This window comes from Nocardia tenerifensis NBRC 101015 (assembly GCF_000308715.1).
Classification (GTDB): domain Bacteria; phylum Actinomycetota; class Actinomycetes; order Mycobacteriales; family Mycobacteriaceae; genus Nocardia; species Nocardia tenerifensis.
This window is the reverse complement of record NZ_BAGH01000167.1, coordinates 18,590-45,231: the sequence shown is the minus strand read 5'-3', so window position 1 is coordinate 45,231 and position 26,642 is coordinate 18,590. Positions and strand designations below refer to the sequence as shown.

26 protein-coding genes and 1 pseudogene are annotated in these 26,642 nt (G+C 67.6%); 9 read left to right on the top strand and 18 right to left on the bottom strand.

Annotated features, from left to right (window positions below; genetic code table 11):
* Positions 1 to 4: 4 nt before the first annotated feature.
* The 3 genes from ON39_RS13400 to ON39_RS13390 all read right to left on the bottom strand — a co-directional run bounded on the left by ON39_RS13400 (position 5) and on the right by ON39_RS13390 (position 2,182).
* On the bottom strand, positions 5 to 1,159 hold the full coding sequence (locus tag ON39_RS13400; RefSeq protein ID WP_051186572.1) for a histidine decarboxylase: 1,155 nt from the start codon (positions 1,157 to 1,159) through the stop codon (positions 5 to 7).
* A gap of 134 nt (positions 1,160 to 1,293) precedes the next feature.
* Positions 1,294 to 1,614 (bottom strand): Clp protease N-terminal domain-containing protein, encoded by a 321-nt coding sequence (locus ON39_RS13395; protein ID WP_083894418.1) that lies wholly within the window; start codon positions 1,612 to 1,614, stop codon positions 1,294 to 1,296.
* Between the two features lie 196 nt (positions 1,615 to 1,810).
* The gene (locus ON39_RS13390; RefSeq protein ID WP_306307543.1) at positions 1,811 to 2,182 is read right to left on the bottom strand and encodes a winged helix-turn-helix transcriptional regulator; all 372 of its coding nucleotides are present in this window, start codon (positions 2,180 to 2,182) and stop codon (positions 1,811 to 1,813) included.
* 49 nt (positions 2,183 to 2,231) lie between these two features.
* On the opposite strand from ON39_RS13390, the gene ON39_RS13385 reads away from it, so the two are divergent.
* A complete protein-coding gene (locus ON39_RS13385) occupies positions 2,232 to 2,585 on the top strand; it encodes a DoxX family protein (RefSeq protein ID WP_040734198.1) in 354 nt (117 codons plus the stop codon).
* Positions 2,586 to 2,989: 404 nt separating this feature from the next.
* On the top strand, positions 2,990 to 3,403 hold the full coding sequence (locus ON39_RS13380) for a PPOX class F420-dependent oxidoreductase (protein ID WP_255219266.1): 414 nt from the start codon (positions 2,990 to 2,992) through the stop codon (positions 3,401 to 3,403).
* Here ON39_RS13380 and ON39_RS13375 read toward each other — a convergent pair.
* From ON39_RS13375 to ON39_RS13365, 3 genes are all read right to left on the bottom strand, one after another.
* Positions 3,381 to 4,625 carry a hypothetical protein gene (locus tag ON39_RS13375; protein ID WP_146251231.1) on the bottom strand — a complete coding sequence of 415 codons (1,245 nt, stop codon included), beginning with the start codon at positions 4,623 to 4,625 and terminating at the stop codon, positions 3,381 to 3,383. The genes ON39_RS13380 and ON39_RS13375 overlap by 23 nt on opposite strands.
* Positions 4,626 to 4,742: 117 nt before the next feature.
* Positions 4,743 to 5,174: a hypothetical protein gene (locus ON39_RS13370; protein ID WP_040734195.1), complete on the bottom strand. Its 432-nt coding sequence runs from the start codon at positions 5,172 to 5,174 to the stop codon at positions 4,743 to 4,745.
* 364 nt (positions 5,175 to 5,538) lie between these two features.
* The gene (locus ON39_RS13365) at positions 5,539 to 6,174 is read right to left on the bottom strand and encodes a hypothetical protein (protein ID WP_040734194.1); all 636 of its coding nucleotides are present in this window, start codon (positions 6,172 to 6,174) and stop codon (positions 5,539 to 5,541) included.
* 124 nt (positions 6,175 to 6,298) lie between these two features.
* On the opposite strand from ON39_RS13365, the gene ON39_RS13360 reads away from it, so the two are divergent.
* Both ON39_RS13360 and ON39_RS13355 read left to right on the top strand, forming a co-directional pair.
* Positions 6,299 to 6,706: a GlcG/HbpS family heme-binding protein gene (locus ON39_RS13360; protein ID WP_040734192.1), complete on the top strand. Its 408-nt coding sequence runs from the start codon at positions 6,299 to 6,301 to the stop codon at positions 6,704 to 6,706.
* A 49-nt stretch (positions 6,707 to 6,755) separates the two neighbouring features.
* On the top strand, positions 6,756 to 7,640 hold the full coding sequence (locus tag ON39_RS13355; protein WP_040734191.1) for a YobF C-terminal domain-containing protein: 885 nt from the start codon (positions 6,756 to 6,758) through the stop codon (positions 7,638 to 7,640).
* A gap of 84 nt (positions 7,641 to 7,724) precedes the next feature.
* Here ON39_RS13355 and der read toward each other — a convergent pair whose 3' ends face one another.
* From der to steA, 12 genes and pseudogenes are all read right to left on the bottom strand, one after another.
* A complete protein-coding gene (der, locus tag ON39_RS13350) occupies positions 7,725 to 9,134 on the bottom strand; it encodes a ribosome biogenesis GTPase Der (RefSeq protein ID WP_051186571.1) in 1,410 nt (469 codons plus the stop codon).
* An 11-nt stretch (positions 9,135 to 9,145) separates the two neighbouring features.
* On the bottom strand, positions 9,146 to 9,853 hold the full coding sequence (gene cmk / locus ON39_RS13345; RefSeq protein WP_040734239.1) for a (d)CMP kinase: 708 nt from the start codon (positions 9,851 to 9,853) through the stop codon (positions 9,146 to 9,148).
* A gap of 35 nt (positions 9,854 to 9,888) precedes the next feature.
* A pseudogene (locus tag ON39_RS47270) lies at positions 9,889 to 10,950 on the bottom strand (pseudouridine synthase); the annotation flags it as partial.
* 417 nt (positions 10,951 to 11,367) lie between these two features.
* Positions 11,368 to 12,012, bottom strand: coding sequence for an SMC-Scp complex subunit ScpB (scpB, locus tag ON39_RS13330; RefSeq protein WP_040734238.1), 645 nt, complete (start codon positions 12,010 to 12,012; stop codon positions 11,368 to 11,370).
* Between the two features lie 122 nt (positions 12,013 to 12,134).
* Complete coding sequence (locus ON39_RS13325) at positions 12,135 to 12,998, bottom strand: segregation and condensation protein A (protein WP_040734236.1); 864 nt, start codon at positions 12,996 to 12,998, stop codon at positions 12,135 to 12,137.
* Positions 12,999 to 14,380: 1,382 nt separating this feature from the next.
* Entirely contained in the window at positions 14,381 to 15,355 is a 975-nt protein-coding gene (locus ON39_RS13315; RefSeq protein ID WP_425454140.1) for a ParA family protein, read from the bottom strand.
* 195 nt (positions 15,356 to 15,550) lie between these two features.
* Positions 15,551 to 16,015, bottom strand: coding sequence for a cupin domain-containing protein (locus ON39_RS13310; RefSeq protein ID WP_040734180.1), 465 nt, complete (start codon positions 16,013 to 16,015; stop codon positions 15,551 to 15,553).
* Positions 16,016 to 16,213: 198 nt separating this feature from the next.
* Positions 16,214 to 17,152 (bottom strand): site-specific tyrosine recombinase XerD, encoded by a 939-nt coding sequence (gene xerD / locus ON39_RS13305; protein WP_040734177.1) that lies wholly within the window; start codon positions 17,150 to 17,152, stop codon positions 16,214 to 16,216.
* A 6-nt stretch (positions 17,153 to 17,158) separates the two neighbouring features.
* Positions 17,159 to 17,818 (bottom strand): NUDIX domain-containing protein, encoded by a 660-nt coding sequence (locus tag ON39_RS13300; RefSeq protein ID WP_040734175.1) that lies wholly within the window; start codon positions 17,816 to 17,818, stop codon positions 17,159 to 17,161.
* A 4-nt stretch (positions 17,819 to 17,822) separates the two neighbouring features.
* The gene (gene pyrG, locus ON39_RS13295) at positions 17,823 to 19,544 is read right to left on the bottom strand and encodes a CTP synthase (RefSeq protein ID WP_063713340.1); all 1,722 of its coding nucleotides are present in this window, start codon (positions 19,542 to 19,544) and stop codon (positions 17,823 to 17,825) included.
* A 77-nt stretch (positions 19,545 to 19,621) separates the two neighbouring features.
* Positions 19,622 to 20,566 carry a copper transporter gene (locus tag ON39_RS13290; RefSeq protein ID WP_040734173.1) on the bottom strand — a complete coding sequence of 315 codons (945 nt, stop codon included), beginning with the start codon at positions 20,564 to 20,566 and terminating at the stop codon, positions 19,622 to 19,624.
* 13 nt (positions 20,567 to 20,579) lie between these two features.
* A complete protein-coding gene (steA, locus tag ON39_RS13285; protein ID WP_040734171.1) occupies positions 20,580 to 21,794 on the bottom strand; it encodes a putative cytokinetic ring protein SteA in 1,215 nt (404 codons plus the stop codon).
* A gap of 436 nt (positions 21,795 to 22,230) precedes the next feature.
* Between steA and ON39_RS13280 the strand changes: the two genes are divergently transcribed.
* The 5 genes from ON39_RS13280 (at position 22,231) to ON39_RS13260 (ending at position 26,285) form a co-directional block, all read left to right on the top strand.
* Positions 22,231 to 22,938 (top strand): LuxR C-terminal-related transcriptional regulator, encoded by a 708-nt coding sequence (locus ON39_RS13280; RefSeq protein WP_083894415.1) that lies wholly within the window; start codon positions 22,231 to 22,233, stop codon positions 22,936 to 22,938.
* A gap of 70 nt (positions 22,939 to 23,008) precedes the next feature.
* On the top strand, positions 23,009 to 23,365 hold the full coding sequence (locus ON39_RS13275; RefSeq protein ID WP_146251229.1) for a hypothetical protein: 357 nt from the start codon (positions 23,009 to 23,011) through the stop codon (positions 23,363 to 23,365).
* A gap of 22 nt (positions 23,366 to 23,387) precedes the next feature.
* Positions 23,388 to 24,995: a phage tail sheath family protein gene (locus ON39_RS13270; RefSeq protein WP_040734166.1), complete on the top strand. Its 1,608-nt coding sequence runs from the start codon at positions 23,388 to 23,390 to the stop codon at positions 24,993 to 24,995.
* 29 nt (positions 24,996 to 25,024) lie between these two features.
* The gene (locus ON39_RS13265) at positions 25,025 to 25,540 is read left to right on the top strand and encodes a phage tail protein (protein ID WP_040734165.1); all 516 of its coding nucleotides are present in this window, start codon (positions 25,025 to 25,027) and stop codon (positions 25,538 to 25,540) included.
* A gap of 4 nt (positions 25,541 to 25,544) precedes the next feature.
* Entirely contained in the window at positions 25,545 to 26,285 is a 741-nt protein-coding gene (locus ON39_RS13260; RefSeq protein WP_051186569.1) for a T4 family baseplate hub assembly chaperone, read from the top strand.
* The last annotated feature ends 357 nt before the right edge of the window (positions 26,286 to 26,642 follow it).

The following is a 26,642-nucleotide window of genomic DNA, read 5'->3' as shown; positions in this document are numbered from 1 at the left end:
GAACTCAGGAGCGAAGGTCCGCGCAGAGGCGATCGATGTGTTCGCCGGTTACGTGCGGCATCGTGATCAAATGCGCCTTGTCGCCGACGATCAACAGATTCCACCGCGCGCAGATATCTTCCGACGGCGCATCGAAGATGACGGTGTTCGTACCGCCGACCCGCACCGGATGCAAATCTTCGGCCGCCAAGCGTTCCACAGCATAGGCGGCGGTATCGAGGCAGTGCAGGACACGCCGCCGCAACCCGACTCGACCCAGTCGGCGGAGCTCATACCAGAGCATCAAGGGCGAAACGGCGTCTCGCGACCCGCTGATCGTATCGTCGTCCGCGCCCACGGCGACGTCGGCATTTCGAATGATGTCCACGTGCTCGGGGTGGGCCAGCACGATGCCGGTGGGAATCGGGCCGCCGATCATCTTGTGTCCACTGATCGTCACGGTGTCCGCGCCGGATTCGAAGGCCCAGGGCCGTGTCTCGTACCCGAGTGCCGCGAGCAGACCTCCGAAGGCCGAGTCGGAATGGATGTGCGTATTCGACGCGACATCGGCCAGCGCGCTCCGGATGCCGGGGATGTCGTCGTAGCTTCCGTCAGTAGTGGAGCCCACCGTCGCCACAACGATCGCGGCCCGCTTGTCTCCGAGCTGACGGTGCCGGTCACGCAGGCAGTCCAGGTCCATGCCTTCGCCGGTTACGGTTGCGACACTGCATGATTCCATTCGCAGTAGCCGGGCGATCTTGGGCGCGGAGTAGTGGGCCATGTCGGAGTAGTACAGCACGGCGTCGGGAAATCTCTCCCGGCCGATGAAACATCCGAAGATGTTTCCCTCGGTGCCTCCGTTCGTGATGTAGCCGAAGGCATCCTCGCGACCTGCCAGCCTGCCGAGGAATTTGACCACCGCGCGCTCGAAAGGCTTGGTATGCAAGTAGTATTCGCTGTCGTCGACGGGGCTGCCGACATTGTTCGCGTGTACGGTGAGGAAATCGGCGAACATGCGATAGTCGAAGTCCAGATTCACCGGAAAGCCGAGCATGTGGTCTCGATCGACCAGCATCTGCGCGGCGAGTTTCTCGAGCATCGCAGTGTCTTTGTCGGAGCCGCTCTCGGTCCTCGAGGGGTCGTCCACGATCGCCAAGGCTTCTTCATCAGGGAAGTCCATCTCGGTTCCTTACCCTCATCCTCGTTCGAGTGTAGCCGTCGACGGGTGTCCCCGATAGCGCTGGCGGCCAAGGGAATACGGTGGCCGCTCACCTACATCTGTCCGGCGAGTTCACCGCTGCAGGCGAACAGCGGTCAGACCAACCCGCGTGCCTCCGACTCACCGGTAGAGGACAGCAGGGCGCACAGGATGTCCAGCTGCCACTGCTGCGCGGTCAACGCGCCGGTCCACTGTCTTCTGGCCGGTGACTCCGGGTCTTCGAGAATGGCAAGCGCGACGTGTTCGACGTGAACCTGCGTATGCCCGAAACCATTGGCGATATCGACGGCGCGTCGCAGCACGTGTCCCAGGCTCGGCGTGATCCGCTCATCGAACCGATCGCCGTGCACGGCTCCGATGCGCTCCGGCGGCAACGGCAGCCGACCCGTACTACCGTCAGGAACGGTCGCTGCCATGGTCTCCTCCGAGGGGTCGTCTGTACAAACAGATTCGCCGGCTTCGGGACGAGGATGCTCATCCTACCCCGCACGCCGGAAGGCTTATCGAGACTCTCGCCGGTGCATCGGATTGTCCGCATGTCGTCCGGCTCGGCGACCTTTCGCCGCGGGTCTGTTCTGCCGAAAAGGGTTGACGTACAGACGTATACAGGACCTAGCGCGTCTGGGTCCCGGCTGCCGATTCTTGGAAGTCGACCAGCGCTTCTCCGTGGGTCTGGGCCCATTCCGTCAGCATCGATATCGGTTCTTGGAGTGTCCGGCCGAGTGGGGTCAGGCTGTACTCCACGCGTGGGGGGACCTCGGCGTACCGGTGTCGATCGATGAGGCCGTTGCTTTGCAGGCGGCGCAGGGTTTGGGTGAGCACCTTTCGGGAGATCCCGCCGGAGAGCGCGACGAGTTCGCTGTGCCGCTTCGGGCCGTCTTTGAGTGCGTACAGGGTGACCACGGACCACTTGTTCGCGATGACCTCGAGCGCCGTGCGCGCGGGGCAGTCGGACATGAACATGATTCCGGCAGGAGGGCTCACGGTCCAAAGGTTACCAAAAGGTACCTATTGCATCCCTAGCGTTCCCTCCATGCGAATCACAGCCCTGATCCTGTCCGTTCTGCTCGCCGCGGCGATGCTGCAATCCGGCGCGATGAAGTTCGTCCGCCCCGCGTGGATACTGAAGTTCTCGCAAGCGGTCCACATCACCACCGCCCAGCTCACCGCGCTCGGAAGCCTCCAAATCGCCGCCACGATCGGCCTCGTCTGGGGCATCTGGTTCCCGCCCTTCGCCCTCGCCGCCGCGATCGGACTGGTGCTCTACTTCGTCGGCGCCATCGTCGCCCACATCCGCGCCGGCGACCGAAACATACTGGGAGCCACAGTCTTCCTCGCACTCTCCATCGCGACCTCGGTCGTGCTCGTACTCGATATCGCCAGATAACGGTCGAACGCGCTGTACGCGGGAGTCCGGATGTTCACGATCCCCAATCGTCAACCCGGACTTCGCAAGCAGAACGGCCTCACCAACTCGTCGACGGTCAGGTCCCGAAACTGACCGTCTCCGAACACCTCCCCCGGTGAACGAGAAACTCGCGATCGAGCGCACATCGGTATCTCCGGATACCGAGCGACACTTCCTCGACGGGAAGGGTTGTGCGTCTGGGGGGGTTCGTGCGCGTCCCGGCTGTTGCTGACATGAGATCTAGCAGCGCTAGACAAGCTAGTGGATGCATGTTACTGTCGCTCTATATTCTAGCGCTGCTAGATTCCAGGAAGGAGTGGCCGGGGATGTTGGTGATTGCCGGCCGGAGGGTTGCCGCTGCTGGGGCGGGGACTGTTGGATCCATGAGGAGTGATGAGATGACCTTTACCGCTAATGAACTGGAGTTTCTCGCGGAGGCGGGGATCGGGCGGCTGGCTACGGTGTCGCCGGAGGGGGTTGTGCAGAACAATCCGACCGGCTATCGGGTGAATGCCGATGGGACGATCGATATCGGGGGGATGCGGATGCGGGTCAGTCGGAAGTTTCGCAATGTCGAGGCGGGCAGCCGGGTGTCTTTCGTTGTGGATCAACAGGTTTCGGTGGAGCCGTATGTCATTCGCGGGATCGAGGTGCGGGGCACGGCGGAGGCGCTCGATGGTGCGGAGCCGCCGTTCCAGCATCAGGAGCGTGCGGTTATTCGCATCCACCCGGAACGGGTCATCTCGTGGGGTATCGACGGCGGTTCGTTCGACTTCACCAGTCGCGGCGCGGAGTAGCGGCGCGGGCGGTGGTCCATCGCCTTGCGAGCGCGACGGTGGCGAGTAGGAAGGTCGCGAGGCAGAGCACCGCGGGAGCGATCGCGGCGAACATCGGTCCTCGGCTGAGCGCGGGAAAGTCCGGATCCGGTGGGAAGAAGGTGATCCCGTAGGCGCGCGGATCCCGGAAATGACAGAAATTGGTCGCCAGTCCGAGGATCGAGGCGATGATCAGCAGGGGCCAGCTGATCTTCTCGTGCTCTGAAACCATGAGCGCGCCAAAGAGATACAGGAGCCCCACCGCGCTGATGTCGGCCGCGAGCAGGCTGTAGATCACAATGACTAACACGCTGAGGTCGGGCAAGTCGCTACCGACTCGTGAACTGTTGGCGGCATCGGCCACGAACGCTATCAACGCGGCGCTCAGCACAGCGGTCAAGACGACTGCGGTGAGCGCCAACACGATTGCGAGAATGGAAGTCGCGCCGAAGGGCGGCGCCGAATCCTCCTGAGCGCTGTCCGCGGCGGGCAGTTGTTCCGGCGGCGGTTGAACCCGCCCCGGCACCCGCCACCGCACGAGAGTCGTTGCCATCGCGGCGATTCCGGCGAGCACGGCCAGCAGAATGCTCGTGCCGAGTTCATCGTACATGTAAAGCCGAGCGAGCTTCTCGAGAATTCCTCGTCGGTCGCGGCCGGTGTCGGAAGCGGCAACAATCACGAAAAGTGCTGCTAGAGAGACCGATACACCGACGATGGTCGCCGAGATCAGTCTCGTACGGCCGGATTCCACAAACCCGGTTGGGCGCTTCGGCTGCACGGGAACCGGTTGACCTCGCCGCGCCCATCCCCGCAGCAGAATCGATGCCGTTGCCGCGGCACCTGCGAGACAGGCCAACACGACGCTGGTATCGAGGGACGGTCCCGTGTAGTTCGAGCGATTGCCGTTGCCTCCGTGGGCGATTACGCCGATCAGTACTGCGTCGATCAGAGCGGCGACGAGGATGACCCACGGCGCTGATCGGAAGGGCAGCAGTCCGCACACACCTACCGTGGCCAGGCACACGATGCTCAGCGGCAAGCCTTGGCCGAGCAGATCGAACCATGCGTCCCACGGCGTATCCCAGAAAAGAACTTCGTAGAACCTCGTCCAGCACATGGCAAAGGCGACCACCGCGGCGAGCTGCGATAGGTAGGCGATCACGAGCACGGGATTGCGCGTGGACGCACGCGCAGGAACGATCATGCGGGTGAAGCTACTACGCACGTATGAGCCACTTATGTTGAATACGTGTAGGTTTCGTAAGGTACATCCAGGTTGGACACGGTAGTCACGGCGGTTGCCGCACTCTGCGACCGCACCTCACTTGCGGGTGAGCGCCAACCCGGAACCGACGAGGCCGATCAAGGTCACGGCGATGGCGATGCTCGGCCAGCCCGAGGTCTGCCAGTACACGTCGCGGAGAGTGATCAGCAGGGCGGCCTCGTCCACGATCAAGGCCAGGGCGACGCCCAGTGCGAGCCCCATCCACGTTCGCGCCTTGGGACTGCGATCGACCATGCCGAAGATGGCGACGCCCGCGAGCAGCAGGATCCCCCATAGGTAATGGTGCAGGTGAACGCCGCCGGCCGAGACGTCACCGACGTTGCGGGTGTCGATCTGGATCAGCCAGGTCACCAGCCGCGCGCCACCGAACGCGACGGTGAACCCGACCCAGGCCAGCACGATGCCGCGACGGGCGGGAGCGATCTGGTCCCATCGACGGGGGAACCGGAAGCGGTCGCGATCAGTCATGCTGCTGTGTGTAGCAGACCGGCGGCCCAGTGCTCGTTCGCCGCGCGGGCACTGGACACCGTCGCGGATTCACCGCCACGACTTCCCGATGCGCCGACGTGCTCGCCTCCTGAGCGAGCCGGTCCAGCGCACCTAGGGCACGGCCGCAAGCCAGGGGTCACGTGCGCCGCCACCCCATCGTCGGTGCGAGCCAGCAGAGCCACCGCCGCGATGCACATCCCAGCGGAGCCCACCCGACATCGCTTCTCGACGAAGGCTGTGTCGCGCCACCCAGCCAGGCCCACTCCCCCATCGATCCAGCGAGTGTGGCAACATCGGATCGAGAAACGTTGATAGGCTGGCGTGCCGGAATACCCGTACCCCGCTAAGCCCCTGCCAGAATCGCGGCATCCACATACCGCGGATCGCGCGCGATAGCGGCGAAACGCGATTCGCCCTCTGCGCCAACAGATTCCTCAACCTTCGCCAACTGACCGAGCAAGTCGAAGTAACTCTGCTCGGCCGGTCGCAACTCCGCGATCGTCGCGGTGAGATCGATATCGGCAGTGAACCGCGCCCCGTCGACGCCGACCGACAGGGTCGCCAACCATCCGTCCGAATCTGCCGCGAACATCGAGCCGCTGGTCTCGGCCCAGAACAACACCGTGCTCTGTGCCTGGCTCAGCCGCCCTGCTGCGGCGAGCATCATGAGCGCGGTATAGATGTTCGATTCGCAGAATCCGAAGTGCATCAGATACGCCTCGAGCGCCGCGGCCTGATATCGCAGCACATATGTCAGCCCACCGGTGTCCTCCCCGAAGCAGCCGGCGAAATACTCCCGAGGCGTTATCCCCTGCTCGGCCTGCCGCCAATCCGGCGCCTTCCCGTCCCAGAACCACCCGTCATACATCGCGCCGTGATTCTCGATGACCTCCGGCCCGGGCGCCGGCGTCGCCAACCACTGCTCGAATGCCGTCCGCTCCATGGGAATTCGAGCGGCAACGACAAACGTGTCCGACACAACGGCTCCTCATCGATCTCGGCAGCGCCCACCATCGCAGGCCCACGCGTCATCCTAGGATCTCACCTCGGCAGCCTGATCACGTTCGCAGGCAACCCGGCGGACACACAGGGAGGATGGACGCATGTCGATTTCACTACAGCAGGCGGAGCGGTTGATTGCCGCGGCTCGGGCGATCGCGATCGAACTGGACGAAACCGTCGCGCTGGCCGTGGTGGATGCTGATCGGAACCTCGTGGCATTGGCGCGAATGGACGGGTCCGCGCTGGAGAGCCGAGAAGCCGCGGAACACAAAGCGGCCGCGGCAGTCACCTTGGGGTTCGACACGGTGCACGCGAATTTCGGCCAGCCGCAAGGACAATCACTGTTCGGTGGTCCACACCTGGCCGGCTCGCACGCGCTCGTGCCGAACGGCGGCGGAGTGGTCGTCCGAGCCGACGGCACGATTATCGGCGCGCTGGGCGTGTCCGGATCGATGTCCTCGATCACCGACCACAAGATCGGGACACGCGCCATCGCACAGACGGAATAGCACACCCGAGGGTTGACCCTGACACTGTGTGAGGTTCTTGACTGGTCGCATGCACGCATACATCGGTTCCGGTCCGTACTGCTACAGCAATTCGCTGGCGATGATGCTCGGGAAGCATGCGCCGTCGACGGGGGTGATCGAGACGTTGACGGGCTCGCCGTTCGGCGCGCAGCTGGAGGACGGCGTGCTGCCGTTCTTCGATCCCGTCGGGTGGCATCCGGAGATCGGGTTGGCGGCCGCGATCGAGTCGCTCGGATGGTCGTGTGTGCGCAGCGAGGGCGGGTCGGCGGAGGAGGCGCTCGACCGGTTGCGCGCCGTCTGCGCGCGAGGACCCGCGCTGGCCGGGCCGTTGGAGCTTGGCCTGCTGCGGTATCGTCCGAACTCCGGAATCGCTGTGGGCGCAGACCATTACGTGGTGGTGCTGGCGGTCGAGGGCGACACCGTGCTGCTGCACGATCCGCAGGGACACCCGTTCGCGACATTGCCGACGGCGGCGTTCCTCGAGTCCTGGCGGGCGGAGCGGATGACCTACATCGACGTGCCGTTCGTGCTGCGCTCGGATTTCCAACGGCGCCAGGACATCTCCCCCACCGATGCACTGAAATCGTCTATGCCGCAGGCATTTCAGTGGTTGAACGGCGCGTCCGCCGCCATCGAAGAGCTCGCCGAAGTGGCTACCGACGGCTTGGCCGCCGATACCCGAGACTTGTTGTCCACGTTCATTATTCGAGTCGGCGCCCGTCGCCTGATCGACGCCTCGGCAAGCCTCGACCTGATCGGCCGCACCGAAGCCGCCCGCATCGCGGCCGACCAGTCACGCCAAATCGGCGGCCTCCAGTACCCCGTCGTCACCGGCGATGACTCCGCCCTGATCACCGCACTGCGCCGCCTGGCCCCCGGCTACGACCGCCTCCGAACAGCCCTGGCCCCGTAGAACTCCGGAGCGGTTCGCCCCGGTACCACAGCCGACCTTGGAAAGCATCGAGCCCCGGCGTTCTATCGCCGGGGCTCGAATTCTCTACCGCTTCTTCGAGTTCCGCTCCCGCTTCTCCCGGACGCGCACCGAGATGCGCACCGGCGAACCGTCGAAGTTGAACTCCTCACGCAGCCTGCGCTCCAGGAAGCGGCGGTAGCCCGCCTCGAGGAAGCCGGTGGTGAACAGGACGAACGTCGGCGGACGGGTGGTCGCCTGGGTGGCGAACAGGATGCGGGGCAGGCGGCCGCCGCGCATCGGCGGCGGGGTCGCCGCGACGACCTCCTTGAGCCAGGTGTTCAGGCGGCCGGTGGAGATGCGCTTGTCCCAGGACTCGAGCGCGGTCTCCATGGCGGGCACCAGCTTCTGCACCGCGCGCCCGGTGTGCGCGGAGATGTTCACCCGCTGCGCCCACGGCACCCGGACCAGGTCGCGGTCGACCTCGCGGTCGAGTTGCAAACGGCGGTCCTCGTCCACCAGGTCCCACTTGTTGAACGCCAGCACGAGCGCGCGACCGGAGTCGGCGACCATGCTGATCACCCGCAGGTCCTGCTCGGTGATCGGCTCGGAGGCGTCGATCAGCATGATCGCGACCTCGGAGGCCTCCAGCGCCGCCTTGGTGCGCAGCGAGGCGTAGAACTCGGTTCCGTTGGCGTGGGAGACTTTTCGGCGCAGGCCCGCGGTGTCGACGAACTTCCAGATCTTGCCGCCGAGCTCGACCAGCGAGTCGACGGGGTCGACGGTGGTGCCCGCGACATCGTGCACGACCGAGCGCTCATCGTCGGCCAGCTTGTTCAACAGGCTGGACTTGCCGACGTTCGGCTTGCCGACCAGCGCGACCCGGCGCGGACCGGTGCCGCCGGTGCCCTCGCGCGGGGTCTCCGGCAGCACGGCGAGCACGTCGTCGAGCAGGTCGCCGGTGCCGCGGCCGTGCGCGGCGCTGACCATCCTCGGCTCGCCGAGGCCGAGCGACCACAGCGCGGCGGCCTCGGACTCGACCTTCTGATCGTCGACCTTGTTGGCCACCAGGATGACCGGCACCTCGGAGCGGCGCAGCTTCTTCACCGCGGCCTCGTCGGTGGCGGTGGCTCCGACCACGGCGTCGACCACGAGCAGGATCGCGTCGGCGGTCTGCATGGCCACCTCGGCCTGGCGGGCGACCGACTGCTGCAGGCCCTTGGCGTCGGGCTCCCAGCCGCCGGTGTCCTGCACCAGGAAGCGGCGCCCGGACCAGTTGGCCTCGTAGGAGATTCGGTCGCGGGTGACGCCGGGGATGTCCTCCACGACGGCCTCGCGCCGGCCCAGGATCCGGTTCACCAGAGTCGATTTGCCGACATTCGGGCGGCCGACGACCGCGACCGTCGGCATCGCCAGCACGTCTTCGTCGGCGAACTCGCCGTCGAGATCGGTGAGCTCCCAGTCGGTTTCGTCGGTCCAGACGCCGTCGCCGGCCATTACGTCTTCAGTCACTGCGGACCTCCCGTCCCGGTCGCCGAGATCTGCTGCGCGACAACGCGAGACAGCTCGTCGATGACCTCATCCATGTTCAGGTCGCTGGTGTCGACCAGCACGGCGTCCTCGGCCGGACGCAGTGGGGACACCTTGCGGGTGGAGTCGAGGTTGTCGCGCCGCTGCACGTCGGCGAGCACGGCCTCGTAGTCGTCACCGCGGCCCTCGGCGATGTTCTGCTGATTGCGCCGGTGCGCGCGGGCCTCGGCCGAGGCGGTCAGGTAGATCTTGGCGTCCGCGGCGGGCAGCACGACGGTGCCGATGTCGCGGCCCTCGACCACGATTCGCGCTGCGGCCGTGGTGATTTCGCGTTGCAGCGCGACGAGCAGGTCGCGCACCTCGGGCACGGCGGAGACCGCCGAGACGGCCTTGGTGACCGCGTCGCCGCGGATCTCCGAGGACACGTCCTCGCCGTCGAGCTGGATCACCTCGCGGCGCGGGTCGGTGCCGATGGACAGCGGCAGCTCCTTGACGGCCGCGCCGATGGCGGCGGCGTCGGTGAGCTCGATGCCCGCGCGCAGCACGCGCAGCGTCGCCACCCGGTACATCGCGCCGGTGTCCAGGTAGCGGGCGCCCAGCCGGGTGGCGAGGCGGCGCGAGACACTGGACTTACCGGTGCCGGACGGGCCGTCCATGGCGACGACGAGCGGACTGTCGTCCGACATCTGCCGTGGCGCCTCGACCGAAATCTCCACACCCATCACAACGACACCGCCTCGTAGAGTTTGCCGATTTCACCGCGGCCGAGCACACGCAGAGTGCCGGGCCGTTGGTCGCCGAGCGCGACCGGGCCGATATTGGTGCGCACCAGCCGGGTCACCGGATGGCCGACCGCGTCGAGCAGCCTGCGCACGATGTGCTTACGTCCCTCGTGCAACACGAGCTTCACCAGGGAGCGTCCCTCGCCGAGCTCGAGCACCTGGAAACTGTCGACCTTCGCCGGGCCGTCCTCCAGCTCGATGCCGTCCCTGAGCTTCTTGCCGATCGACTTGTGCACCTCGCCGTTCACCGTCGCGAGGTAGGTCTTGGAGACCTCGTAGGACGGGTGCATGAGGCGGTGCGCGAGGTCGCCGTCGTTGGTGAGCAGCAGCAGGCCCTCGGTGTCGGCGTCGAGACGGCCGACGTGGAACAGCCGCTGACCGGCCGCGATGCGTTCGGCGACGATATCGCCGACGCAGGGGCGGCCGAGATCGTCGGACATGGTCGACTGCCAGCCCTTCGGCTTGTTCAACACGATGTGCACGAGTTCCTCGCGCACCATCACGCGGGTGCCGTCCACCCGGACCACGGCGGTCTGCGGATCGATTCGCAGACCCTGCTCGACCACGATGGCGCCGTCGACCTCTACGCGGCCCTGGGCGATCATCTCCTCTGCGGCGCGTCGCGAGGCGACACCGGCCTTGGCGAGGACCTTCTGCAGGCGTTCGCCCTCGCCCCACGGCATTTTGACGTGGCCCTCGGAGGCGGCGGGCTCGACGTGCTGGCGCCTCGCGGGCTTGGCGTTGTTGAGCAACGGGGCCGAGGGGGTTTGGCGTTGCGGCTTGGGGGTCTTCTTCTTGCCGGTGGGGGCGGGTTGCGCGGCTCGGCGCTGCGGGATGCCGGGCTGCGCGGGGCCGCGGCCCTGTGCAGAGCCGCTCTGCGCGCGGTAGGAGTTGCCGGACTGCGCGTTGTCGCGACCGGCGACGCTGTCGTTGGGGCCGCGGTAGGCGTTGCCGCCCGAGCCGGCCTCGCTGCGCGGGCGATAGGTGTTGTTCTCTGAACGGCCGCGGTAAGCGTTGCCGCCGGAACCGGCCTCGCTGCGGGGACGATAGGTGTTGCCCTGCGCGTTGTCTCGCGTGCCGCGGTAGGAGCTGCCCTGCGCCGGGCCGGCTTCGGGACGACCGCGGTATGCGTTGCCACCTTGCGTGGAGCCGCCGCGGTAGTTGTTTTGCGTGGAGCCGCCTTCCGAACGGCCGCGATACGCGTTGCCGCCTTCGGCGCGGTCCCGGTAGGAGCCGCCGCCCTGCGCCGCGCTACCGCGATAAGTGTTGCCGCCCTGCGCGTTTCCGCGCGGTGCGCTCGAACGCTCGGTCCCCCTGCGCGCGGCGCCCGCCCCGCGGACGGGGCGCTGCGGCTGGTCGCCGCGTTTTCTACGATCCGGTGTGCCATCTCGGCGAGCGGAATTATTCATTTTGTCCTGTCAATCCTCGCTGCCGAGGTCCAAGTCGGCCTCGGCGGGTTTCTTCAGCCTGGTGTAACGGGGGTCCGTCTCCAGGCTCTCGTTGATCTCATCGATCAGGTCGACGCCGGGGAGCAAGGGCGCCAATGGCGGCAGATCCGACAGCGACGCGAGTCCGATCCGCTCCAGGAACAGCTCGGTCGTGCGATACATCGTCCCGTTGGTCTCCGGGTCGACGCCTGCCTCGGCGAGCAGGCCCCTGGCCAGCAGCGTGCGCATCACCCCATCGACGTTCACGCCACGCACCGCGCTGACCCGGGTCCGGGTCACCGGCTGACGGTATGCCACGACCGCCAGCGTCTCCAACGCCGCCCGCGTCAACTTGGTGCGGGCGCCGTCGAGCAGCACCCGCTCGACATAAGGTGCGTACTCGCTGCGAGTATAGAAGCGCCAGCCGTCCCCGACGAAACGCAGATCGATCCCGCTGCCCCGCGCGGTCAGCTCCGCGCGCATCTCCCGCAGCACCTCCTCCACCCGCTCGGTGGTGTCGTCCAGGGCCGCCGCCAGCTGCTCTACCGGGGCCGGAGCGTCCACGACGAGCAGCATCGCCTCCAATGCCGAGCGGAACTGAGCGTCGTCGAGCTGCTCGGGGGTGAAGTCCGACACTGTGTTGTCGGCGACTGGTTTCGCGGCGGCGGGGTTCGGGTCGGCGGCGGCACGCGTCGCGGAGTCCGAGGATTGCGCCGCCTCGCCCAGGGGCCGCGTCGTGCCGGAAACCTCGGTGTCGGTCACCCGTAGTCCTCCTCGATGGTCAGGTCCGCCTGCTGGGCGTCCGGGGCGTCGTCGCCCACCCAGCTGATCGACAGTGGGCCGAGCGGGTCCGGCTGGTCGAACTCGATCGTTTTCCCTCGGTAGAGCTCGAGCAGTGCCAGGAAGCGCGCGACGATCTCGATCGGCGCCTCGCAGTCGGCGACCAGTTCACCGAACGTGGTCCAGCCGCCCTTGCCGCGCAGTTTGAGCCGCTCGAGCACCAGCGCCGCCTGCTCGGCGACCGAGATGGCGTGCGAATGCAGATGGTCGAGGCCGACCTTGGGCACCGGGCGTGGGCGAAAGGCAGCGGCGGCGATCGCGGCGAGCTCGTGCGCGTCTACTCCCAGCGTAACCTCGGGCAGCAGGCCGGCGAAGCGGTCCTCCAGGCCGACCGAGCGCGGGTAACGTCGTAGCGCGACCGTCTCCAGTTCGCCGAACAACTCGGCCACCTGTTTGAACGCCCGATACTGCAGCAGCCGCGCGAACAGCAGGTCGCGCGCCTCGAGCAGTTCCAGGTCCTCGGCGTCGGTCATCTCCCCCGACGGCAGCAAACGCGCCGCCTTGAGATCCAGCAGCGTCGCCGCGACCACCAAGAACTCGGTGGTCTGATCCAGGATCTTGTCGGCCCGCAGTTTCGTCGTCGCATCCTCGGACAGGGCCGCGGTCAACGCCTTCGTGTAGGCGATGAACTCGTCCGTGACCTGATGCAGCGCCACCTCGGTCACATCCAACTTGCGCGAACTGATCAACGTCAACAACAGATCGAACGGCCCCTGAAAGTTGCTCAGCCGCAGATGAAACCCGGACTTCTGCTCCTCCCCCGCAGACCCGTCACCCGGAATGCCCTCAGCGCCAGCCCTTTCCCCGCCGCCGCTCTCCGCCTCACCACCACGGGCTCCCCCAGCACCGCCGGGCGCGGCCACACCGCCAACACCACGCGACGCCGCCGCATCGCCCGGCGCGACCACAGTTTCGCCGGATGCGGCCCGAGCCTCACCACCACCGGGCACGGCCACAACCTCACCGCCCGCAGCCCCAACACCGCCGGGGGCGGCCACACCGCCAACACCGCGCGAAGCCTCAGCATCGTCCGGCGCAACCACTTCGCCGGACGCGGCCCAAGCAGCACCACGCGCGGCCACACCACCACCGGGCATGGCCATAACTTCACCGCGCGAAACCTCAGCATCGTCCGGCGCGACCGTTTCGCCGGATGCGGCCGTAGCATCACCACGCGCGGCCACGCCATCACCGGACACGGCCATAGCTTCATCGCCCGCAGCCCGAGCACCGCCAGGCGCGGCCACACCGCCAACACCGCGCGAAGCCTCAGCATCACCAGGCGCGACCACAGTTTCGCCGGCTGCGGCCCGAGCATCATCGGGCCCGGCCACAGTCGCACGGCCCGCAGTCACAGCATCACCGGAAGCGGTCGTCACCCCATCGGGTGCAGCACCATCGGCCTCGCCGGCACCACCCGACCCGACTGCACGCTCGGCGGCATCGTTCGCGCTCGCGGCGCCATCACCACACGCAGCGGCAGCATCGCCGCCCATAGTCGCAGTATCTCCGGTATCGGCCACACCACGGCCAGGCGTAGCTACGGCCTCATCGACCGCAGTCGCAGCACCGGCGGGCGCGGCCGTGCCATCAACACCACGCGAAGCCGCAACATCGGGCGACGCTGCTACTCCATCGGGTGCGGCACCATCGTCCTTGCCAGCACCCGAGCTGGCTGCGCGGCCGACATTATGCTCCGCGTTCGCGCCGCCATGACCGCGCGCGGCCGCCATATCACCGCCCGCCGTTGTAGTCTCTCCGCCAACCACCACAGCTCTGCCGAGCGTGGCCGCGGCCTCACCACGCGCAGGCGCAGCACCGTCGGGCACGCCGCCGTCGTCGGGTACGGCCGCAGCAGCATCGGGCGCGATCACAGTTGGCGCGGCCGCAGTTTCGGCTATCGCGGCGCCATCGGCCTCGACTGCCCGCTCGTCCGCAGCGACCGCCCCCGACTGTGTGTCGGGGTCCGCAGCGACATGCTGGGTGGGCATCTCGACATCATCGGGCACGGTGGGGTGTGTGGGCAGGTCTGGGGTCGATGCGCGGGCGGCGGTGCGGGCGAAGGCTCGCTGCAGGAGACTTCCCGCGGGGTGGTTGTTGCTGGGCGCGGGTCCGCGGCCGTTCGCGCGGGGGGTGGCGGGTGGCGCGGGGTCGGTGCCGTCGATCACCGGCCGGACCGGTGGATGACTTCCCGCGCCATCGCCCGATATGCCTCGGCTCCACTGGATTTGGGGGCCCACGTGGTGATCGGCTCGCCGGCGACGCTGGCGTCGGGGAACCGGACGGTGCGCGAGATCGCCGCATCGTAGACCAGGTCGCCGAAGACCTCGACGACGCGCGCCATCACCTGCCGGGAGTGGAGTAGTCGGGCGTCGAACATGGTGACCACTATCCCGTACAGGCTCAGCCGCGGGTTCAGCCGATCGCGCACCTTCTCCACGGTGTCGTTGAGCAACGCGAGCCCGCGCAGCGAGAAGTACTCGCACTCCATCGGAATGATCACACCGTCGGCGCAGGCCAGCGCGTTCACGGTGAGCAAGCCGAGCGAGGGCTGGCAGTCGATGATGATGTAGTCGTACCGGTCGCGGATCGAGTGCAGCGCCCGGCCGAGCGAGTGTTCGCGGCCGACCTCGTTGACCAGCTGGATCTCCGCCGCCGACAAATCGATGTTGCTCGGCAGCAGGTCCATGTTCTCGACGCGGGTCGGCATGAGCACGTCGTCGATCGAGTTCTTGGAGCCGACGAGCAGGTCGTGCACGGTGAGGTCCAGATCGTGGTGGGCCACACCCAATCCCGCCGACAGCGCGCCCTGCGGGTCGAGGTCGACCAGCAGCACCTTGCGCCCGTACTCGGCGAGCGAGGCGCCGAGGTTGATGGTGGAGGTCGTCTTGCCGACGCCGCCCTTCTGGTTGCACATGGCGACGATGAGGGCGTCGCCGTGCCGCTCGAGCGGCGGCGGGTCCGGCACGAGACGCAGTGGGCGCCCGGTGGGTCCGAGTGCCGCGTCCTCCGGGATGGGTTCGGCCCCGGTGCCCCACAGGGTTTCGGCCGCGGCCTCCGAGTACGGACCCGAGCGCGCACCCGTAAGCGGCTCCGTCCCAGCACCCATCGGCGGCTCTGCCGCTCCGGCTGATGTCACGATCCGCTGCTCCTTATACGTTCCTGCCCGTTGCCTCGCCGAGCGTAGCGAGGCGGATCGGGCCCGACCCTCGCTTTCGTACGGTCCGACTCCCGATAGACGCTACCGCGTACGAGCGTGCAAGTGCCGCGACGCGCGCGGCGTGTTCGAGGCACCACACCGGGCCCCGAACAGCACGACGCTACCCCGTATCGCTCAGCGCCACTCCGGGTCACCGTCGAAATGCACGTCGAAGCGGTCGTGCAACTCATCCATGCTGTCCCATTCCGCCTCCCCGCGGGCGATCCGGCCGAGCTGCCTGAAGTATTCGAAGCGGACGATACCCGGTGTCAGCACGGCGAAAAACTCGGCGGGCCCGTCCGCCGACGCGCCGAACGCGTGCACCGTGCCCGGCGGCACCACGACCAGCCCGCCTTTGCGCACCGAGCTCAGCTCGCCGTCGACGAGGAACTCCATGGTGCCGTCGAGCACATAGAAGATCTCCGTGGACTTCGTGTGATGGTGCGGCCGAGTCCCATTCGCGCCCGCGGCCAGCACGAGCCGATTCGCCCCGAACAGCCCCTCGGAGTTCTCACTGTCCTCGAGCAGCAGAAACGATCCCCCACCCGGCAGCGCCACCGCCTCCACATCGGCTTCCTGAACGATGAAAGACTTTGCCACTCAACTCACCTCACGTAACTCCCACCGAGCCGCCCAGCGCACACCCGGCACGATCCTCAACCGGACCGCACTCCCACTTGTTCCCCCGTGCTGAGTCGAGACTCACAAACCCTCCCTACGGTTCACAGGGACCAAATGCGCTGGGAAACGTATACAGGCTCTGTGGGACTCCGCTATTCGTGCGCGGCGCGCTGTGGACTAGCGGGCGCGGGGGTGGGCGGTGGCCCAGACTTCGCGGAGGGTGTTCACTGTGACGAGGGTGTAGATCTGGGTGGTGGTCACTGACGCGTGGCCTAGAAGTTCTTGGACCACGCGGACATCCGCGCCTCCGTCGAGCAGGTGGGTGGCGAAGGAGTGGCGCAGGGTGTGGGGTGAGACCGTGGCGCCTATGCCGGCGCGTTCGGCGGCGGTTTGCAGGACCTTCCACGCGCTCTGCCGGGACAGCCGCCCGCCGCGGGCATTGAGAAAAAGCGCGCCCGCGTTGCCTTTTCCGCCGGCGGCGAGCTTGGGCCGACCCCGGACCAGGTAGGCGTCGACCGCGGCGAGCGCGGGCCTGCCGATCGGGACCATGCGTTGTTTGCCGCCCTTGCCGTGCAGGACGACGGCGCGTTCGTCGGTGTCGAGGTCGTCGACGTCGAGGCCGACCATCTCGGAAATACGTGCGCCCGTGGAGTAGAGCAGCTCCAGCAGCGCGCGATCGCGCAGCCCGCGCGGTCCCCCGTCGCTGCCAGGAGCGGTGTCCGAGCCGCCCGCGGCCTCGAGCAGCTTCAGCACCTGGTCGTAGGGCAGCGCCTTGGGCAGCCGGCGACCGGGCGCGGGCGGTTTCACCGCGTGCGCGACGTCGGTGCTCGTCATCCCCTCGGCCGCGGCGAACCGGTGCAGCCCGCGCACCGCGATCAGCGCGCGGGCCACCGAACTCGGTGCCAGCGGCGGGAATTCGGCGCCGCCCGCCCGCAGCGCCATGGTGAACTCGGCGACGTCGGCCTCGGCGACCTGATCGAGCGCGGCGATCCCGCGCCCGGTCAGGAACTCGAGGTACCGGCCGAGGTCACGCCGGTAGGCGCCGAGGGTGTTGCGCGCGGCGCCGCGCTCGACCGCGAGATGATCGAGGTAGGCGTCCACTTCGCGCGCAAGCACCTGGCGTCAGTCCGCCGGCTTCGCGGCCGCCTTGCGGCGCAGGAACGCGGTGGGCTGTCCGGGCCACGGCGCGTCGGCGGGCCGTAGCTCGATATCGCCCGCGCGGGCCGCGGCCAGCGCGAAGACACCGGCCACGGCGGTCGCGTTGACGATCTCCCCGGCCAGCGCCGCGCGCACCGCCCGATCGACCGGCATCCGCTCGACCTTCAGGTCGGCCTCCTCGAATTCCGGCTCGGGCCGGTCGGTTTCGTACAGCCCGCGCGCGCAGTACACCCGCAACGCCTCGTCGGTGAAGCCCGGCGAGAGCGCCACGTCGACGAGCACGGACCATTCCCGCGCGGCCAGCCCGGTCTCCTCGGCGAGCTCGCGCCGCGCGGCGACGAGCGGATCCTCGCCGGGCACGTCGAGCAGGCCGGCGGGCAGCTCGAGCAGCCGCCTGCCCATGGGATGCCGATACTGATCGATGAGCACCACATTGTCATCGTCGTCGATCGCGGCGACGGCGACCGCGCCGTGATGCTCGATCACCTCACGCTCGGCGACCTTCCCGCCGGGCATGCGCACCTGATCCAGGCGCAGCGCCAAAATGGCGCCGCTGTACACGGTCTCGCTGGACACGGTCTCGAAATCGTGGCCGCTCTCGGCGGTGCCACCGTCCTGCGTCATCGTCTCAGGCCTGCTCCGCCGCGCCCGCGAACTCCTCGTCCGGGATGTCGACCGGAAGCCGCTCGGCGAGCTTGTATTTCAGCGCGGCCGCGATGAGCGCCGCGAACAGCGGGTGCGGGCGCGTCGGACGGCTCTTCAGCTCGGGGTGCGCCTGGGTGGCCACGAAGAACGGGTGCACGTCGGCGGGCAGTTCGACGAACTCGACCAGGTGCCCGTCCGGCGAGGTGCCGCTGAACCGCAGGCCGCTCTTGGCGATCCGGTCGCGGTAGGCGTTGTTCACCTCGTAGCGGTGCCGGTGCCGCTCGGAGACCTGCTCGCTGCCGTAGGCCTGCGCGACCACCGAGCCCTTCGCCAGCGTCGCCGGGTAGGCGCCCAGGCGCATGGTGCCGCCGAGATCGGCCTCGCCTGCGACGGCCTGCTCCTGATCGGCCATCGTGGAGATGACGGGATGCGGTGTGTCCGGCTCGAACTCGGCCGAGTTGGCCTCGTCGAGGCCGACCGAGCGCGCGGCCTCGATGACCACGCACTGCAGGCCCAGGCACAGCCCGAGCAGCGGAATGCCCCGGGCGCGCGCGTAGCGGATGGCGCCGACCTTGCCCTCGATGCCTCGGATGCCGAAGCCGCCGGGGATCAGCACCGCGTCCACGTCGCGCAGCGCGGACTGCGCGCCGGCCGGGGTCTCGCACTCGTCGGAGGGCACCCAGCGGATGAGTACCTTGGCCCGCGAGGCGAACCCGCCCGCGCGCAGCGCCTCGGTGACCGACAGGTACGCGTCGGGCAGGTCGACGTACTTGCCGACGAGCGCGACCTCGACCGTCTCGCGCGGCGAGTGCACCCGGTCGAGCAGGTCGCCCCACACGGTCCAGTCCACGTCGCGGAACGGCAGCCCGAGCTTGCGCACCACGTAGGCGTCGAGGCCCTCGCGATGCAGCACGCGCGGGATGTCGTAGATCGAGGGCGCGTCCGGGGTGGAGATGCAGGCGTCGACGTCGACGTCGCACATGAGCGCGATCTTGCTCTTCAGCGCCTGCGGCACCTCGCGGTCGCAGCGCAGGATCAGCGCGTCGGGCTGGATGCCGATATTGCGCAGCGCCGCCACCGAGTGCTGGGTCGGCTTGGTCTTGAGCTCGCCGGAGGGGGCGAGGTAGGGCACGAGCGAGACGTGCAGGAAGAAGACGTTGTCGCGGCCGACGTCGTGACGGATCTGGCGGGCCGCCTCGAGGAACGGCTGCGACTCGATATCCCCGACGGTGCCGCCGATCTCGGTGATGACCACGTCGGGGGTCTGGTCGTCCGCGTCCGGCGCGCTCATGGCGAGCACCCGGTTCTTGATCTCGTCGGTGATGTGCGGGATCACCTGCACCGTGTCGCCGAGGTATTCGCCGCGGCGCTCCTTGGCGATGACCGTCGAATAGATCTGCCCGGTCGTGACATTCGCGTGCCGGGTCAGGTCCCTGTCCAGGAACCGCTCGTAGTGACCGACGTCCAGATCGGTCTCGGCCCCGTCCTCCGTCACGAAGACCTCTCCATGCTGGAAGGGGTTCATGGTGCCGGGATCGACATTCAGATACGGGTCGAGTTTCTGCATCGTGACGCGCAGCCCACGCGCCGTCAACAGCTGACCGAGGCTGGAGGCGGTAAGACCTTTACCCAATGAGGAGGCGACTCCACCGCTGACGAAGATGTGCTTCGTAGCCGTTCGCGCCTGATTCCGTGTATGACCCACGGGTCTTCACGGTAACACGGATCAGCCGTCCAGAACGAACGCCACGCACGTTTGCTGTGAATATGCCGTACGGCCGTTCAACGCGGAGCGGAGGCCAGTGTGAGGGAGGTCGCCTTCGCGCCGGTGCCGTATCGACCGGTGCCGCCGTTGAGTTGCTCGCTCAGCGCCAGGACCGTGGTGACGCGGCCGATCTCCCGGTCCAGATTGTCGACGGTGCTGACCGAGGTGGCCAGCGGGCCGTCGGAGCGCACGATCGCGAGCGGACCCGGGTTCTCGGCCGCGCCGGACCGGCCCGCCAGCACGACGCCCGCGCCGCGCCCGCGTAGCGCGCCTGCGAAGCGCGCGATATTCGCGCCCTGGCTGTTCTCCCCCGACTTGGCGCCGTTGCCGGTGATCACGACCGCCGACTGGGCCGGGCGCACCGGGGTGTCGCCGTAGGCGAGGAAGCCGCCGCCGCGCAGCGTCTCCAGGACGAGGCCGAGTTCCTGTGGGGTGCCACGGGTTTGCCCACTGGCCGGATCGAGCAGCACGACCAGGCCGAGCAGGTCGCCGGCCATGCTGCCCTGATCGACTGCGCCGGTACGCAATTGGGCGCCCGCCGGGATGACGTTGGTGACGGCGGTGCGCATCCGGTCGCCCTCGGTGGCGTCGACGAACGCGTCGGTGAGCGCGATCCGGCCGGTGATGGTGGCGCCGGAGGTCTCCAGCGACCTGGTCACGCCCTCGATGTCGGCGGGGTCGGCGTCGGGGGTGGTGAACACCGCGACCGTGCGGTCGGCCAGGGTCCCGGCGAGGATGCGGCCGGCGGATCCGGCGATGAAGCGGTCGGCCGCGTTCAGCTGGTCGGTGAGCCGGCGGTTGTGCTCGGAGACCGTGTCGACCTGCTGACGCAGATCGGACTTGTCCGCGCGCAGGTTCGACAGCAGATCCGCCGCCAGCGTCTGCGAGCCGAGCACCACGCCGATGGCCAGGGCCAGGAAGATCGCCACGATCGAGACGGCGTGCTGGCGTAACGAGATCATCACTCCCCCTTGGTCATCGGTCGCCCGCGCCGACCAAGCCCTGCGCCCACAGCGCGAACCGGTCCCAGGTGTGAGCGGCCCAGGCCATGGCGTCGGTGCCGGTGTTGGAGGCGAGCAGCACCACGATCACCGCGATCAGCGCGGCGAGCACGACCAATGCGATGCCGATGCCGGTCACCCGGTTGCGGTAGAGCGTGGCGACGGCCTTGGCGTCCATCAGCTTGGTGCCGAGCTTGAGCCTGGTCAGGAACGTCGCCGGGTTGCTCTCCTTGCGGCTGCGGTCGAAGAAGTCGTCGAGCGTGGCGGCCGCGCCCGCGGTGACGATCAGCGACGCGCCGTGGTGGTGGGCGAGCAGCAGCGCCAGGTCGGACGGCGAGCCCGAGGACGGGAAGGTGGTCGCGCCGATGCCGAGGTCTTGTATGCGCTCGAGGCCCTTGGCGTGGCCGTCGGTGTCGGCGGGCAGGATCACCTCGGCGCCGGATTTCAGTGTGGCGCTGGTGATCTCGTCCGGATCGCCGACGATGAGGTCGGGTCGGTACCCCTGCTTCATCAGGGTGTCCGCGCCGCGGCCGACGCCGATCATGATCGGCACGTACTCCTTGATGAACGGCTTGAGCCGCTTCAGGTCCCCGGCGTGGTCGGGGCCGTCGGCCACCACGATCACATGCCGATGCTTCATCGACAGCTCCAGCTCCGGCACGCCGATGCCGTCGATGAGCAGCGCGCTCTCGGTGCGGACGAACTCGATCGTGTTGCCCGCGAACGCCTCCAGATGATCGGCCAGCCCGTTGCGGGCCTCGATCATCCGCTCGGCGATGTCGGACTCGGTCAGCTCGATGCCCTTGACCAGGACTTCGGGCTCCTTCTTGATCACCTTGTCGGCGTAGACGACGCCCTCGTCGATGCGGACCTTGGCGCCGTCCTTGATCCGGCTGAACGCGTCGGAGCTGACCGTGTCGAGCAGCAGAATGCCGTTCGCCACCAGTACTTCGGGGCCGAGGTTGGGGTAGCGGCCGGAGATGGACGGCGAGGTGTTGATCACCGCCGCCACCCCCGCCTCGATCAGGCGGTCGGCGGTGATCCGGTCGAGGTCCATCTCGTCGAGTACGACGACATCGCCTGGTCCGACGCGTTTCAGCAGACGCCGGGTGTCGCGATCGACCCGGGCTATCCCGGAGAGGCCGGGCAGCGTTTCGGTGTTCCTCGACAACAACGCCAGCATCTTCATGCGCCCGATGCTGCCCGCAAACCCTCAACCGTTGGTGGAGGCGCGCCGTATCACCTACCACATACATCACTGTGACAACAGTGACACCATGTGCGACACGCCAGGCTGTTTGCGCTGACACCTCGTGATTCGTCGCTCCCGGCGTCGGAGTTCGCTGAACGGACCGGTCGATGTACACGGCCACCGCGGCGGACGCAAGATCGGAGTCGACCATGGAATCTGGGGGCGGCATGCGATCGGGAATCCGCAGGCGCCGGGTTCCCGCCCTGGACGTGGGCGCCGTGGCAGGGGTGCGCGGCGGGCCGGCTCCGAACGAGTAGACCGGTACTCACGACCACGGCGGACGAACGCGCGACGATGTGAATTCTCGATCGACGGTGGCGTGGTGCTCGAGTTTCCGACGGATGTAGACACTTCTGCACGTTGAGAGCGCGGCATGAACAGTAATTTCGATACTCCAGTGGAGTGGAACGGCTCTCCGGCCCCGATATCGACGGGTCAGGACTTGCTGATCGTCGACGATTGCCGACTGTATCGCGAAGGGCTCGCGGCAAGCGTCGCACGGGAATTCGTGAACGGCTCGGTGCGTACCGCGGATGATTCGGCGGGGATGGCTCGGGCGTTGAGTCTTCGCCCGCCCAACGTGATTCTGTTGAATCTCGCCTCCTACGACAGTCGCGCGGTGATGCAGGCGGCGCGGCGGCACAGTCCGGGCAGCAGATTGATCGTGCTCGGCGTGTCGGAGGACGACGAGGCGCAGATCGTCGCGTGCGCCGAAGCGGGCGTGCGCGGCTATCACCTGCGTTCGGGATCGCTGGCGGACCTGCTGGTCCTGATCGCCGGCGTGCTGGCCGGTGAGTCGCCGTGTTCGCCGCGGGTGGCCGCGGTCTTGATGCGGCGGGTTTCGGCGCTCGCGGATCAGGGGCGTTCGGAGCGGAAAGTACTGGCTCTGACAGAGCGGGAGAACCAGATCCTGCAACTGGTGGAACTAGGCCTCTCCAACAAGCAGATCGCGGACAAACTGTGTATCGGGATTCCGACGGTGAAAAACCACGTGCACAGCCTGCTCGCGAAACTGGGTGTGCGTCGGCGCGCGGACGCGGTCGCGGTGGCGCGGGGTCGTCTGCAAGGCGCGGGTATATGAATCCCGGCGGCGGAAAGATGGATCCGAGGATTCATTTACCCGAGGGGTGGTTCGCGGCGATGGTTATTCGGTGCCCATTCGACTTGCGCTCCTCGAGTTGCCGAAGCTGCTCGCCGACGTCATCGCCGACACATTCGCCGATGACGACAGCGTCCGCGTCGACCAGCTTTCCGACGATTCGGCCCTCGAACTGCCGGTCGACGGGCCGCCGAGCCACGACGTGGTCATCGTCGGCGTGACGGATCCCTCGCGGAGCCGCCTGCTCGATCGGCTGGCTCGGCCGACCGAGCCGACATTGCTGAGCGTGCGCACCGACGGGCGAGAGGCATGGACGTATCAGATGCGGCCGTGCCCGTGCCGGCTCGGGCAGTTCGGTCCCGATCAGATTCGCGCGGTGGTGCTGGGCCACCAGAACCCATTGGCGTAGCACAGTCGAAAGGACTTTCCCGATGCCAGTTCAAGTTTCCTACCCCGGTGTGTACATCGAGGAGATCCCCAGTGGCGTACGCACCATTACGGGCGTCGCCACGTCGATCACCGCATTCCTGGGTCAAACACCACAGGGACCCACCGATCGTGCGGGCACCGTGTTCAACTTCTCCGATTACGTGCGCCAGTACGGCGATCTCGATGTGAAGTATCCGATGGGGTTCGCGGTCCGCGATTTCTTCCTCAACGGTGGTTCGCACGCGGTGATCGCGCGGCTGTACAAGGCCAGCACGGCAGCCGGGACGAAAGCGTCGGCGATACTGAAAGTCGGTGAGGCGACGAAGCTCGAGCTGACCGCGAAGTCGCCGGGGACGTGGGGCAACGCGCTGCTGGGCCGGGTCGACCACGAGGTCGACGACGAGGTGGCCACGGATCTCGGGGTTCAGCCGGGCGATCTGTTCAATCTCCAGGTACGCCTCGGGCCGACGGGGCCGCTGGAGACCTTCGTGAATCTGACGGTGAAGGACACCGCACGCCGCGTCGATCGGGTTCTCGCCGCGGAGTCCGCCCTGGTCGTGATCGATCCGGCGACGACGCTTCCCACCGGTGTACCGGAGCCGACGCCGGCTCCGGATCCGAAGACGGACAAACCCGTCTGGGAGGACACCACGACCAAACGCGTCGCCGACGCGGACAAGGGACATGACGGCGACGACTTGGACAAGGCCGCCTATTCCGGAAACCGGGAGACGCGCAAAGGCAAGTATCTGCTGGAAGACATCGATCTGTTCAATCTGGTGTGCGTCTTCGGTCCGAAAGAGGCCACGCTGAAGGACAAGGACGTCTACGACGACATCCTGCAATACTGCATCGAGCGTCGCGCGTTCCTGCTCGTAGATCCGCCGGAAGATTGGCACCACGACGCGTTGGTGTCGAATCCGGCCACCGAGCTGGCCAAGGTGGTGTCGGGGAAGGCCGCCCGTAACGCGGCGGTGTTCTATCCGCGTCTGCTGCAAGCCAATCCGCTGCGCAACAACAGCATCGAGGAGTTCGCGGGCAGCGGTGCGCTGGCCGGCGTGCTGGCCCGCACCGACGCCGAGCGCGGCGTCTGGAAGGCCGCGGCGGGCATCGACGCCTCGCTCAACGGTCTGGTCGGGCTGGCCGACAACCTGACCGATCTCGAGAATGGTGCGCTCAATCAGCAGGGCATCAATGTGCTGCGAAGCTTCCCGGTGCACGGGCGGGTCTCGTGGGGTGCGCGCACGTTGCGCGGCGCCGATCGAATCGCCGACGAATACAAATACATCCCGGTGCGGCGCACGGCGCTGTTCCTCGAGGAGAGCCTGTATCGAGGCCTGCAATGGGTGGTGTTCGAGCCGAACGACGAGCCGCTGTGGGCGCAGATCCGGCTGAATGTCGGCGCGTTCATGCAGAGCCTGTTCCGGCAGGGCGCATTTCAAGGTAAGACGCCGGCCGAGGCGTACTCAGTGAAGTGCGACAAGGAGACCACGAGCCAGGACGACATCAACAAGGGAATCGTCAACGTGGTGGTGGGTTTCGCGCCCCTGCGGCCCGCCGAATTCGTGATCGTGAAGCTGCAGCAGATCGCCGGTCAGCTCGCGGTCTGATACCTGCCCGAAGGTTTGGAGGAACTGTCATGGCGGAATTCACCGTCAACGCACTGCGTTTCGACCCGTACAAGAATTTCAAGTTCCGGGTGAAGTGGGATGGGCGCTACGTCGCCGGCGTATCCAAGGTGTCGGCGCTCAAGCGCACCACCGAGGTGGTCAAGCACCGGCACGGTGGCGATCCCTCGACGAGCCGGAAGTCGCCCGGCCGCACTGAGTTCGACGCGATCACGCTCGAGCGCGGGGTGACCCACGACCCGGAGTTCGAGCGGTGGGCCGGCCTGGTGTGGAGCTTCGGCGCCGGATTGGGCGCGGAGACCTCGCTGGCCAACTTCCGCAAGGACGTCCTGCTGGAGGTCTACAACGAGGCGGGCCAGGTCGTGTTGACCTACAAGATCTATCGCTGCTGGGTCTCGGAGTTCCAGCCGGTCGCCGATTTCGACGCCAATGCCAACGCCATCTCGATCCAGCACATCAAGCTGGAGAACGAGGGCTGGGAGCGGGACCTGACCGTGGTGGAGCCGACCGAACCGACGTTGGCGTGATCGCATGACTGTGCCAACCGCACTCCGGGTGCCCGCGACGGCCGCGCTGCTGGACGCGTGGGAGTCCGGGCTCGGCGGGGATCCGGCCGATCGGGCGCTGCCGGTGCTCGCGCTGATGTGCGGGGACGACCGGGATCTGGACGACTGCGCGCTCGGTGAGTGGAACCGCTTGTCGTTGCGGGCGCGGGCGCTGCTGTTCGGCGCCTCGGCCGACACGGTGGCCGACTGCCCGGACTGCGGCGCGCAACTCGAGGCGTCGATTCCCTTGACTGAGTTGATATCCGGCGAGCCGGCCGACGCCGGCGAGGCGGTGCTGGACGCGTACGGGGTGCGTTATCGGTTGCCGACGCGGCGGGATCTCGGCGCGGTCGCGGACCTTCCGGTCGAGCAGGCCGCGCGGCGGTTGCTCGCGCGATGCGTGCTGTCGATCCGGTCCGGTGGCGAGGAGTTGTCCGTGGACGAGCTGCCCGAGGAGCTCGCCGACGCGATGGACGCGGCGATCTCGGCGGCGGACCCCGACGCGGTGCTCGAGGCGGCCTTGACCTGCCCGGATTGCGGTGACGCCGTGCGGCTTTCGCTGGATCCGGCGTCGTTTCTGTGGCATGAGGTCGATCGCTGGGCGTTGCGGGTGCTGGCGGAGGTCGCCGAGCTCGCCGCGGTCTTCGGCTGGAGCGAGGACGCGATCGTGGCGTTGAGCCCGTGGCGCAGGCAGATGTATCTGTCGCTGGCCGGACGGTGGTCGTGATGAACGGGGGTTTGCGGGCGATGATCGCCAACAACCGAGCACAGACACCGCGGTTGCGACCGCGCCCGGTCGGCCGGTTCGAGTCCGGCGGGATGAGCGGGCCGGATATCGATACCGAGGCGGCAGCGCCGGAGCCTGAGCGGGTGGTCGAACGGGTGGCGGGTGAGCGAGACGCGACCGTGAAGACGCCCTCCCTGTCGCCGGAGCGCACGCCGCAGGAGTCACCGGTGCGGCTGCGGGACAGGCGATTACGAGAAAGCACACCGGAGCGCTCTGAGCGCCCGATGAAACAAGCAGTGTTGCATCCGAATGCCCCGATATCGGCCGCGAGCACCCCTGTGCGGGATCAGCCGGAGA